9 protein-coding genes are annotated in these 12,439 nt (G+C 47.8%); 4 read left to right on the plus strand and 5 right to left on the minus strand.

The window, feature by feature from the left end:
- The first annotated feature begins 68 nt into the window (after nucleotides 1-68).
- A complete protein-coding gene (locus B4V02_RS18820; protein WP_094155935.1) occupies nucleotides 69-1,016 on the plus strand; it encodes a DMT family transporter in 948 nt (315 codons plus the stop codon).
- Nucleotides 1,017-1,272: 256 nt separating this feature from the next.
- Nucleotides 1,273-3,300: a methyl-accepting chemotaxis protein gene (locus tag B4V02_RS18825; protein WP_094155936.1), complete on the plus strand. Its 2,028-nt coding sequence runs from the start codon at nucleotides 1,273-1,275 to the stop codon at nucleotides 3,298-3,300.
- 124 nt (nucleotides 3,301-3,424) lie between these two features.
- Here B4V02_RS18825 and B4V02_RS18830 read toward each other — a convergent pair whose 3' ends face one another.
- Nucleotides 3,425-4,906 carry a carboxylesterase/lipase family protein gene (locus tag B4V02_RS18830; protein ID WP_094155937.1) on the minus strand — a complete coding sequence of 494 codons (1,482 nt, stop codon included), beginning with the start codon at nucleotides 4,904-4,906 and terminating at the stop codon, nucleotides 3,425-3,427.
- Nucleotides 4,907-5,104: 198 nt separating this feature from the next.
- Nucleotides 5,105-5,668 carry a GbsR/MarR family transcriptional regulator gene (locus tag B4V02_RS18835; protein ID WP_007429307.1) on the minus strand — a complete coding sequence of 188 codons (564 nt, stop codon included), beginning with the start codon at nucleotides 5,666-5,668 and terminating at the stop codon, nucleotides 5,105-5,107.
- 425 nt (nucleotides 5,669-6,093) lie between these two features.
- On the opposite strand from B4V02_RS18835, the gene B4V02_RS18840 reads away from it, so the two are divergent.
- Complete coding sequence (locus B4V02_RS18840) at nucleotides 6,094-7,317, plus strand: quaternary amine ABC transporter ATP-binding protein (RefSeq protein ID WP_094157037.1); 1,224 nt, start codon at nucleotides 6,094-6,096, stop codon at nucleotides 7,315-7,317.
- The gene (locus B4V02_RS18845) at nucleotides 7,292-9,046 is read left to right on the plus strand and encodes a glycine betaine ABC transporter substrate-binding protein (protein WP_094155938.1); all 1,755 of its coding nucleotides are present in this window, start codon (nucleotides 7,292-7,294) and stop codon (nucleotides 9,044-9,046) included. Before B4V02_RS18840 ends, B4V02_RS18845 begins: the two co-directional genes overlap by 26 nt.
- Before the next feature lie 110 nt (nucleotides 9,047-9,156).
- On the opposite strand, the gene B4V02_RS18850 is transcribed toward B4V02_RS18845, so the two are convergent.
- Genes B4V02_RS18850 through B4V02_RS18860 form a run of 3 tightly spaced genes read right to left on the minus strand, consistent with a single transcriptional unit; the run spans nucleotide 9,157 to nucleotide 12,353 of the window.
- Entirely contained in the window at nucleotides 9,157-10,380 is a 1,224-nt protein-coding gene (locus tag B4V02_RS18850) for an ABC transporter permease (RefSeq protein WP_094155939.1), read from the minus strand.
- 1 nt (nucleotide 10,381) lies between these two features.
- A complete protein-coding gene (locus tag B4V02_RS18855) occupies nucleotides 10,382-11,746 on the minus strand; it encodes an HlyD family secretion protein (RefSeq protein ID WP_094155940.1) in 1,365 nt (454 codons plus the stop codon).
- 22 nt (nucleotides 11,747-11,768) lie between these two features.
- Complete coding sequence (locus B4V02_RS18860; RefSeq protein WP_094155941.1) at nucleotides 11,769-12,353, minus strand: TetR/AcrR family transcriptional regulator; 585 nt, start codon at nucleotides 12,351-12,353, stop codon at nucleotides 11,769-11,771.
- Nucleotides 12,354-12,439 lie beyond the last annotated feature (86 nt).

Genomic DNA, 12,439 nt, shown 5'->3' on the forward strand with positions numbered 1-12,439 from the left:
CATGGCCTCTAGCCATGGACGGGGGTTTTTGTGCCACCGGTCCTGTATTCGCAAGGAGCTAATTGAATATGAGTCAAACATCAACTGTACTAACTTCCAAGGGTTTTGAGCGCAGCACTCACATGAAAAGCGGTTTTTGGCTAGTCGCGATTGGAGCGGCCTTGTGGGGTGCTGACCCGCTGTTTCGTATTATTTTGTTAAAATCATTCACCTCAGCTCAAATTGTACTGATGGAGCACGTGCTGCTTTTTATTGCTTTGGCACCGATCCTGTGGAAGCACCGCGAGGAGCTTAAAGCAGTACGGCTCCGTCAAGTTTTTGCTATTTTGTTCGTCTCGTGGGGCGGTTCAGCTTTGGCCAGCGTGATTTTCACCATGGCACTCAGCAACGGTGATTTGAATGCCGTTCTTTTACTTCAAAAGCTGCAACCGTTGGTCGCTATTATTCTGGCACGCATTATTTTGAAGGAAATGCTGCCGCGTAATTTTGGAATTCTTATTGTTATCGCTTTGTTGGGGACGTATCTTCTTACCTTCGGCTGGTCCCTCCCCTTCGGGCATGCTCGTAATTTTATTCAGGTCGGCAGTCTGCTGGCACTGGGAGCAGCGGTTTTGTGGGGCGGCTCGACTGTGATGGGAAGTTATTTGCTTCGCTCGATGAAATATGAGACGGTAACCTCCCTGCGCTTCATGGTGGCGCTCCCCATGCTGATTGTTCTCACCTCTGTGGAACATGCGCCATGGAATATGCCTGCTGGTACATGGGCGGGCGCAGCCGTGATTATCAATCTGTTATTGCAGGCACTGCTACCGGGTCTTCTCAGCCTGCTCCTGTATTACAAGGGATTGAGCACAACCAAAGCGTCTTATGCCACTATGGCGGAATTGAGCTTTCCCATGGTCGGTGTCGTGATTAACTGGATCGCATTCCAGCAAATTGTTACCATGGCACAACTGACTGGTTTTATGCTTATCTGGATTACGCTGTTTATGATTTCACGTCAGCAAAAAAACTAGCAGGTTCATTCATATCCATTTCATCACTTATCTGAGTCAAATCCCTAAGCCAAATCGCGATGATGCTTTTGCGTCTCCGATTTGGTTTTTTATGTATAAGTATTAATACATAATATGCTACTTTTGAACTATTTTTAAATAAAAACGTCTAAAACATGCAACTATTCTTCGTTTGCCATAGATTACATCTATAAAATCCACTGCTTTTTGTCGAATAAAACAATGTAGTGATCATCAGACACAGAGGAGAACAACTATGACTAAAGCAAAACAAACAATTCCATGGTGGACCAGGTTTCTCAGACAGTTTTATTTAATGAGAACAAGATTGATTGTAGCTTTTTTGGCTGTCTTATTGATTCCAAGTGCACTTATTGGATACTTTTCTTATCAAGGTGCTACAACGCAACTCAGTCAGCAAATGAGCGGTTCTGTGTACACGAATCTGTATCTGATTCGAAGCAATGTCAATCAGTATGTATCGCCTATTATGAAGGATGTGGACGTGCTTGCCACTGAAATCAAATCTGATTCCATTGCTGCCGACGAAGATGCCCTTCAGAAAAAATTGAATGTCATCGTCAAGGCTCATCCCGAGTTGGATGCTGCGCTCCTCGGCAATGCGAAAGGACAATATATTCGTACGCCGAAAAAAAAGGAGGCCGATTATGATCCAAGGGAGAGAAAATGGTACAAAAATGCGATGCAGGAAAAGGACAAAGTATCCGTCAGTGTTCCAGCTGTCAGCGTCACGACAGGAAATTTAGTGGTTAATTTATCAAAAACGCTGGAGGACGGTCAAGGAGCTATTGCCCTCTCTTTGAATCTGGACAAAATGAGTCAAAGCCTCCAGTCTGTCAAGATTGGCGAACGCGGGGGACTCTTTATTGTTGATTCTAATCATAAAATTGTGTCTGGAGCTGGAGCAGCCTTTAACAATACAGGCAAAAAACCGGCAGACACCATTGAGGGACTTCCCGAAGCGAAAAACGCTGAAAATGATACTCCTTCCATATCACAAATTCAATTTATGAATAGAAACGTGCTGGCCTTTACACTCAAGGACCCTGTCACCGGATGGAGCATTATCGCACTGTCGGATCTGGAGGATTACAGTGATGCTGCCCAACCGATTTTGAAACAAAGCCTCATCGTTATCGCCATATCCGTACTGGTTGCTGCTGTCATTATTTTCCTGATGATTCGTTCATTCCTGATTCCGCTGCGCAAGCTGCAAGCAGGAACACGTATCGTCCGGGATGGGAATCTGACCGAACGTGTTAACCTGTCCAGTAAGGACGAGTTCGGCGAGCTGGCCCAAAATTTTGACCAGATGACACATGCCTTGCATACGATGGTTTCCGAGGTCAATCAAACGTCCTCCCGACTTGCTTCCTCTTCCCTGATGATCAAGGAAAGCACGGAGCAAACAACAGAATCTGTACAGCATGTAGCGGAAACTGTCATGGAATCCGCCGAAAATGCGGCCACCAGCGCCGAGGCATCCGAGCAAACCGCCAATGCCGTTGAAGAAATGGCCAAAGGTGTCAGCACCATTGCCGAATCAGCCAGCTCTATCGTGGATTCAGCAGGACATACCGAGCATGATGTTGCTCAAGGCAGCAAAATGATTAGCAATGTGCGGGCACAGATGGACCGTATTCTGGAAGCTGTAAGTCAAACGGCTAGCCTGATGGATGAGCTGTCACAGCTCTCTGACAATGCGAAGCAGATGAATAGTGCTATTGCTGCCATTGCCAAGCAAACGAACTTGTTGTCCCTGAATGCATCCATTGAGGCTTCCAGAGCAGGCGAAGCCGGCCGTGGATTTGCCGTGGTCGCTATAGAAGTACGCAAGCTGTCGGAGCAATCCAAGGAAAGCGCCGATTCCATCAGTCAGATTATTACGCAGATGCTGGATCTGATTCAACGCTCTACTGCTACGATGAACGGCAATGTTCGTAACCAGGTGGGCGAAGGATTGCGCATCAGCCAGGATGCAGAAGGCGCTTTTGCGAATATTGAGCGCTCCACGTCTCATATCGTAGAGCAAATTCAAAGCGTATCCGCTGCCGCTGAAGAAATCTCGGCCAGCACGGAAGAGGTTTCGGCTACCGTGACCCATCTGGCAAGCCTGTCCCGCAGTTCGGCGGACAGCTCACAGACTACATCCGCTGCCGCACAGGAGCAGATGGCGGCCATGGAGGAAATCGCTTCTTCGTCCCAAGAGCTGTCCAGGATGGCACAGGATTTGCAAGCACTCGTGAAGCGATTTAAAATTTAACTTCCACATTAAAACAAGCCTTCGTCCGAATACGAGGGATTGACCCCTGTCTCACTAACAAGGTCAGTCCCTCATTACGACGAGGGCTTTTTAATTAAATGGGTTAAATGAATTTGTTACATGCTTATACACCCATCTGCCCCATTAACTGGCGCCGTTTATCCCCTTCCGGGTCATACTCCACAGTGATATTCTCATGAAAAATGGTCGTAGCGCGTTTTTCCCTGTCATACGCCGACCATTCCCTTTCTGGCAGCTCAGGCCTTCCAGTACGTGCAAAAGTCACCCATGCCTGCTGCATTTCCTGAGCCAACGTCCGCATCGACGGTTGAATCTCTAATCCGAGCTTGTCCAGCAGCTCCAGATTATCGAAAACAAACGCAATTTCCGCGCCATGAACGGCCTTTCTAAAGGTTGGATGCCCCTGAAATGTCCAGTCAAAACGATACATCCATACTGGCGCATAGGCTGACTGCGCAGCCGCGAGAGCTAAGGCAGGACGCCAAAAAATTAGATCGGTCAGCATTTGCGCCTGACCCTCAATCGTCACAGGAAAAGGTTCTGTCACTTCGGGGATATCCGGCATACCCGTCATCATTTCCAATGCGAGACACGCTGTCTTTTTGTCCATAAGATGGGATTCTTTACGGATGAAATAGTCACCCTCATGCAAGTTTGTTCCGATCAGAACACTTACCTGCTTCGCTGATCCTTGCGCAATCGCAGTCAGAGGCTCGCTAGGCAAAGTCACACCGTCCACAACGGGCTGGTAAATCATCGCCATACCCGGTCCAATCACTCCATGCGTCTTCGCCATCGCAAGCATCAGGGCATCCGTCGGCAGCGTAAACAACCGCTCAGGATGTTGAGTGTCCACACCCAATTGCTGCAGATACACAACTGCTATTTGCTCTGCCTGCGGAGTCGGCAGCACCTGCGAAGCACCGCTCTGCAAGATCGCGCGCTGGAACAAGCCTTCAGCAGCCGGCATCGCCAATAAAGCGGCAATACTCATCGCACCCGACGATTCACCGAACACCGTCACCTCGCCCGGGTTACCGCCAAAGACAGCGATGTGGTCCCTGATCCATTCCAGTGCGGCAATTTGGTCCAGCAGCCCCGCATTAGAAGTCAGACCATCTCCACGTGGAGTCAGATGCAAAAATCCGAACGGTCCCAGCCGATAATTGATCGTAACAACGACAATATCACCCTTTTGCGCCATTCGCGCCCCATCATATAAAGGAATGATTCCAGACCCGGTGACGAAGGCTCCCCCGTGAATCCACACCATCACTGGACGTCCCTCCACAGGAGCCTCTGAAGCCGGTGTCCACACGTTCAGGTACAAGCAATCCTCCGACTGCTCAGGCGGTTCTGCCAGATTCCCGGTCATACTGTCTGCTGATGGCATAGGTTGCGGACAGATCGGCCCAAACCTCGTCGCAGCCCGCACACCCTCCCAAGGCTTCAAAGGCTGAGGTGCGTGAAAACGCAGTTCTCCAACAGGAGGCTGGGCATATGGGACACCTTTCCATGCATGATATCCGTCCCCCGACTCCCCACGCAACTGACCTAGACGGGTATGTACTGTAATACTTTCCATCATCAACCCCCCTTTATCTCGTATGTTCAACACAAACGGCATAATATCAATCGTTACATAGTTCTATTATACCTTGTGCACTGGGACAAACCAAAAATCGAGTGAAGCCAATCCATCCTCTATTAAGTGAAACACAAAAAAACACCGGAAGCGCTTTTGGCGCTCCGGCATGTTGTAGACAGGATAGGACATAGGCAATTAATCTTGTACTTCTTCCTTTGGAATCAGCTTGTAAATTTCTTCACTCTCCAAAGAGTCAATTAATCGGTCTAACCACTTATAATAGGCTACGGCCTGCTTCATTTTCAGACGGTCTTGCTGGAGAATCGCCTTAAATTCATCATATTCTCCACCCTGCTCTATCAGCCTGTTCAGCTCATCAATGGCTTTACGCAGCACCAGCAGATTCGTTTCCACCGCTTTTCTCCATTTAATAGCGAAGAAGTCAGTGAATGTTTGATGCCAATCATATTCGACTTCATACAAGTCCTTGCGCGAGCCTTTGCTCCACACCTTGTTCACCATTTTCAAATCCAACAGCGTCCGGACGCCCGTACTCATGCTGGTTTTACTCATTTCCATTTCACGGCCCATCTCGTCCAGCGTCATCGGTTTATCCGCAAAAAACAGCAAACCGTACAAATGCCCCGCAGAAAGAGTGATCCCATACAAGTCCATGTTTTTACCTATAGCTTCTATGACACGTTTGCGAATTTTTTGCAGCGAAGCCTGCTGCTCATCACCTAACTGGTACAAGCTCATGCTTGCAACCTCCTAATTTTAGAGCATTTTGCATAACTTAGTATGAACGAATTACCCGTGGTCGTTCAAAATCACAATTCGCAAAATTGCTAATGATAGTTTATTTTCAATATTATGGATATTTATAAATCTTTTTCTTATGGTTATATTTCATTGTCTATTTTAAAAAAAGCATTATCGGTTGTAAAGTTCCGAATGTTTGAGCATTCTAAAGAACGAAGGAGCATTTCGGAGTAAATTTTGTACAGTTTTTTCTGTACGATCTTTATAAACAGTTTTTTCGTTTGAAAAGTAAGCAAGGCTTCTGTTACAATTTATTTTGTCATTAACCGTTCAGGATGCCCGGAATTATGATTTTTTATACCCAATCCATCATGCAACACGGGGTTAATACCAAGCAAAGTATAGAAAGAAGAGGTGTATGTATGACGATTTTGGAAGTTAAAAATGTCAGCAAACTCTTTGGTCCTCACGCAGAGCAAGGTGTTCCGCTCCTGGAGCAAGGCTGGGGCAAGGAAAGGCTGGCCAAAGAGAAACAAATTACTGTTGGTGTCAATAGAGCCAACATGGAAATTAAGCAAGGTGAAATTTTCGTGATTATGGGTCTATCAGGCAGTGGCAAGTCCACCTTGGTGCGAATGCTAAATCGCTTGATTGAGCCTACCTCAGGTGAAATACTTGTCCACGGCAAGGATCTCCGTAAGATGAACAAAGAACAACTCCGCGAAGTTCGCCGTAAAACCATCAGTATGGTTTTTCAAAAATTCGCATTGTTTCCACATCGGACTGTATTGGAAAATGTAGAATACGGCCTTGAAATTCAAAAGGTAGAAAAAGCGTTGCGCCAGGAAAAGGCACAGCAAGCGCTGGAACTGGTGGGTCTTAAAAATTGGGGCGATAAAATGCCCGATGAACTGAGTGGCGGTATGCAGCAGCGTGTCGGTCTGGCACGAGCACTGGCTAACGACCCTGAAGTGCTCCTGATGGATGAAGCGTTCAGCGCATTGGACCCTCTCATTCGCCGCGACATGCAGGATGAGTTGCTGGAGCTTCAAGATAAAATGAAGAAAACCATTGTTTTTATCACCCATGATCTGGATGAAGCGCTGCGGATCGGAGACCGGATTGCATTGATGCGGGACGGGTCGGTTGTACAAATCGGTACACCGGAAGAAATCATGATCCAACCGGCTAACTCATATGTAGCGCGCTTCGTCGAGGATGTGGATCTGTCCAAAGTATTGACGGCCGCCCATGTCATGCTTCGTCCAGAAACAATTACTATGGATCGTGGTCCACGCGTTGCTCTGGAATTGATGCGGGAACGCGGGATTTCCAACCTGTTCGTCATTGACCGTGCCAAAAAGCTCCTAGGTGTTATTAACGCCGAGGATGCTGTTCATGCACTGCGCAACAATTTGAAGATTGAAGATATTTTGATGACAGACGGGCCGCAGGTTGCTGCCGATACCGTCATTAACGATTTGTTTGAAATTACAAGCTCGTCCAAGGTGCCGCTGGCTGTCGTCGATGATAAGCAAAAGCTGCTGGGTGTTATCGTCCGTGGAGCTTTACTAGGCGCACTTAGTGGAGATGTACCCACTACAAAGGAGGTGAATGCCCATGATACCGAAACTGCCAATCGCTGAGTGGATTCAATCCATTGTAGACTGGATGGGTATTCATCTGGCAGGATTATTTAATGTTATTTCTTCCGTTATTGAAGCGGTAGTAGGCTTTTTCTCAGGCCTGTTTATGCTTCCACACCCGCTGGTGTTTATCGTAATCATCGGGATTATCGCCTTTATGATCGGTCGGGTTCAGCTTACGCTGTTTACTGTCATCGGCTTCCTGCTGATTGACAATCTGGGCTATTGGAGCGAAACGATGAACACGCTTGGACTGGTCATCACGTCTGCGCTCATATCCATTATTATCGGGATTCCCATCGGAATCTGGTGTGCATACAGCAAATCGGCGTCACGCATAATCACGCCTTTGCTTGATTTTATGCAGACAATGCCCGCATTCGTGTACTTGCTCCCTGCGGTTACCTTTTTTAGCCTTGGTGTTGTACCGGGCGTCATCGCCTCGGTCATCTTTGCCATCCCGCCGACCATTCGCATGACGAATTTGGGGATTATGCAGGTGTCGGGTGAGCTGATTGAAGCCTCTGACGCATTTGGTTCAACATCAGCGCAAAAGCTGTTCAAAGTACAGCTTCCACTGGCATTGCCTACTCTGATGGCTGGTATTAACCAGACGATTATGCTGTCACTGTCCATGGTGGTTATTGCTTCCATGATCGGTGCGGAAGGTATCGGCGCGGTTGTGTACCGGGCTGTGACACAGCTGCAAATTGGTAAAGGTTTTGAAGCTGGCCTGGCTGTCGTTGTTCTGGCTATTGTGCTTGACCGTTTCACGCAAAACCTGTTCAAGCCAGCGAAAAGAAACAAAAGCCGTGTATCCGCCAAACAAAAAGTGTGGATTGCCTCTGCGGTTACAGCCGTCATTCTGATCGCTGGCGCATCACAATATTTTGTTGGTGCCGATCATTCTGCATCTGGCAAAGGTAACGCAGCCGCCAATCCGGTTGGCGAAGAGGTTGATTACAAGATTATCGGCATTGACGCCGGGGCAGGCATTATGAAATCAACTGCCAAAGCGATTAAGGACTACAATTTATCCGATTGGAAGCTGGTAGAAGGCTCCGGTGCAGCCATGACGGCAACACTGGACAAAGCCATTAAAGCGAAAAAACCGATCATTGTTACAGGCTGGACTCCTCACTGGATGTTCAACAAATATGATCTCAAATATTTGGAAGACCCTAAAAAATCTTATGGTGAAGCAGAGGGCATTCATACGATTGCCCGTAAAGGACTGCAAAAGGATGCCCCTGTCGCTTACGAATTCCTGAAACGCTTCAAATGGACTCCGGAGGATATGGGTGAAATGATGGTTGCCATTCAAGCCGGAACCAGTCCTGAGCAAGCTGCCAAGGATTGGGCAGAGAAGCATGCCGATAAGGTGCAGGAATGGACTCATGGGCTGCAACCTGTCAATGGGGACCCTTTTAAGCTGAGTTATGTGGCTTGGGATTCTGAAATTGCGAGTACGAATTTGCTGAAATATATTTTGGAAAACAAACTGGGTTACAAAGTAACCGCACTGCAGGTTGAAGCAGGTCCAATGTGGACGGGTGTCGCCAGCGGCGATGTAGATGCCTCGCCAGCTGCATGGCTGCCGTTGACACATGCGGACTACTGGGCTAAATACAAGGATAAGCTTGACGATCTGGGTGCTAATATGACCGGTGTTAAAACCGGATTGGTCGTTCCAGCTTATATGAATGTTAAATCGATTGCTGATTTGTAGGAAAGCGGAGCCGCTTCGGCTTCAGCTTCGCTTATGTATTTATAACCAAAAGGCAGATCAGGAGTAGCATCTGATCTGCCTTTTTATATTTGGAATATTTAGAGTTGCTTTCAGCCTTTAAGCGTGACACCTTCTTGAGCGGGAACATCGGCATGCTGCCCTGTCGTCTGGTGCTGTCTAAAAAATAGCGGATAAATAGCGAAGGACACCAGAAGAGTCACACAGCCAATGACTCCCAAAGCTATCGTATCCTTAAAGACGTATGTGATATCCAGTCCTTTGAGCGTAATATTTCGTACAGCATCCAGATAATACGTCAGCGGTAATATTTCGGCAATCCCCCGCAAGAAGCCAGGCATTGCTTCCAGTGGCCACGTATAGCCTGATAGCATAAAAGAAGGAACAGCAATCAGCATCAGGGTTTGCGTGGCATCCACTCTTGACTTGGAAAAAAGACTGAATAGAAAACCTAAACCGCACAATGCAAAGTTGAAGGCCAGCGACACCATAATCAGCGGAAGAACCTGTCCCCTGAATGGAATATCAAAGTATAACGCACTGATACTGAATACAGTCAGCACATTGAAGGCTCCTGCCACATAATACGGTGTCAGCTTGGCAATTGCCAAGCGCCAGGGAGTATTTTTCCATGCACCAAATCTCCCCCACGTTCCTGCCTCCTTATCACGTGTGCAGGATAAGGCAATGCCAAGCAGCAAGCACTGCTGGAGTGCCGCCGAAATAACCCCTAAGGGCATGAAAAGCTTATAATCATAGACCGGGTTAAATAGCACTCTCGATCGGAACGGGATCGTACTCAGCGTTGAGGCAGCCTGATCGGCATTCATTCCCTTTTGCTTCATAGAATTGATAGATACTCCGGCACTTACGCTACTGATGACCTGATTCGCGATCCGGCTGGCACTATTGGAATACATCATATTGCTGCCGTCAATCAGAGTTAGCACCGGCGGGTTCTCCCCATGCTTAAGCCGAGTGGTGAAATTGTCAGGAATGACGATTCCGACCTTAGCTTCCCCGGTCTCCACCTGATGGACAGCATCCTCCTGATTGGTCGCTTGCCGTGTAACGGCAAATGAATCTGTCGCGTCGAACGCCTGAATGATTTGGCGACTAAGCTGTGAGTTATCTCCGTCATATACCGTGACAGGCATCTCGGTAATCCGCTGATGTGAATACAGGAAGCCGAACAGTATCGTATACACAATCGGCGTAATCAGCAGAATAGCCATAAAGCGGCGATCCCGGAAGATGCTCAGCCACTCCTCGCGAAACACATCGCGGATACGAAGTCTTTCCTGTTGATCCTGCATATTATTGCGCCCCTTTGCCTGTAAACAGAACTGTAGAGCCCGTTGGAACCGAGGCAGCAAGATCCGGCAAAGCTACCTTAACGCCAAAGGAACGAACATCCTTATCACCGGAGCTTTGGCTCGGTTTTTGAATGGCGAAGTCGGCAGCGGATTCCAACAGAATCACTTTACCCTTCAGCTCCTTACCACCCGACAGCAGTTTAATTTGAACGGTATCCCCTGCTTGCAGACCATTCAGAGATGTTTCCGGTACATAGAACTTAGCCCAACGCTGTGTCGAAGTTTCAATCGTATAGACCGGGAATCCTGCACTAGCCATTTCCCCCAAGCTAAGTGATTTGGATTTCACGATTCCATCCTCGGACGCGCGCAACGTGGTGTAGCTCAAGTAAGTTTGCGCTTCCTGGAGCGCGGCTTCCGCTTGTGCTACCTGTGCATTGGCACCTGCAACCGCAGATTGCGCCTGCTCCACCGTGGATTGCGCCGCCTTCACTGCGGACTGCGCTTGCTCTACCGAAGCCTGTGCGGCTTTGACATCTTCCTGCTGCAAAGCGACTTTGCCTGCACCAGCCTGTGCTTCCTTCACTGCAGCCAATGCCTGACGGTACTGCGCTTCAGCCGCCGTGATTTCCTCCTTGCGGCTTCCCTCACGTACCATATTCAGCTGTTGAGAAGCTGAATTGTACTTGGCTTCTGCCTGTTGATGATCCAGCGTTGCTTGATCCAATGACGCCTGCGTTGCCGCTCCGGCTTCTTGGAGCTTTTTGGCACGCTCCAGATTTTTAACGGTCAAATCCAGCGTTTCCTTGGCTGCCTTCACAGCTACTTGCGCTTGTTCCAGCTCCTGCGGTCTTGCACCGCTCTTGAGGGCGTCCAGCTTGGCTTTAGCCGCAGCCGCAGCCGCTTGTGCCTGTTCAATCTGGCTGGAGGAAGCCTGTGCAGTTACACCGACTGCTGTTGATCCCTGGCTTTTCTTGGCCTGAGCTGCACTCACAGTAGCCTGTGCCTGGCCTACTCCTGCTTGAGCCTGCAGTACACTGGCTTTCGCTTTGGACACATTACTCTTGGCTGCCAGCAATGCAGCCTGTGCCTGCTTCACCTTATCTTCCAGCTCACGACTTTCCAATTTGGCTAATACCTGCCCCTTTTTCACCTGATCGCCCTCTTTTACGAACATCTGGTCAATGCGTCCTGCCATCTTAAAGCTGGCATTAAGGGTATCCGATTCTACATAAGCGGTAGGAATAGAAGAGGATTGATCCGCAGATAAGCTGCTGCCTCCTCGTGGGAAAGCCGTCAAGGCATAGATTCCTACAGCGATTAAAATAATAAGTACGGCGTAAATCGTATATTTTTTAGCTTTCATGTTCCATCACTCCATCTGTCAATTAATGATGAATGCCTAGTGCATTACATACAAATAATTCAGTACTTTCACGAACTTCCTGCATATTCATCGTTTCGCCCCATACCATTGAACGCATCGGAATAAAAATGTAAATACCGAACAGGCAATTTGCCGTCGTTTTTGCATCCAGCTTGCTCGAGATTTTCCCGTAGAACTTGCCGGATTCGATCTCTGCCTCCATAAAATCAAAATAGCCAGCCAGCACCTGCCTGATATTAAAATGCTGCTCTTGTGAAACCCATCCTTTGCTGACCAGTAGACGGCAAAAATCCGGCTCTCTCCCTATAAACTCAATATGTACCTGGATCAGCTTGCGAATCCTTAGTTCTACCTGATCCTTGGGAGTTTGAGCCATCGCTTCATGGATATCCCGAACAAAACGTTCCATCCCCATCTTCAAGATGTAGATGTACAATTCTTGCTTATTTTTAAAATTATAGTACAGGGTTCCTTTGGCAATACCACATACCTTGGCGATCTCCTCCATATTCGTTTCATTAAAACCTCGTTCGGAAAAAGCCTTGAGTGCTCCGTTAAAAATAATTTCTTTTGTCTGCTGTTTCATGCTTCCTCCTTCTTTGAACTGACTGTTCAGTACAAAAATTATGTATTTATTATAAGCCCACTTTTAGTTATCCAGCAATAGTAAAA

It is taken from the genome of Paenibacillus kribbensis (genome assembly GCF_002240415.1).
GTDB lineage: Bacteria > Bacillota > Bacilli > Paenibacillales > Paenibacillaceae > Paenibacillus > Paenibacillus kribbensis.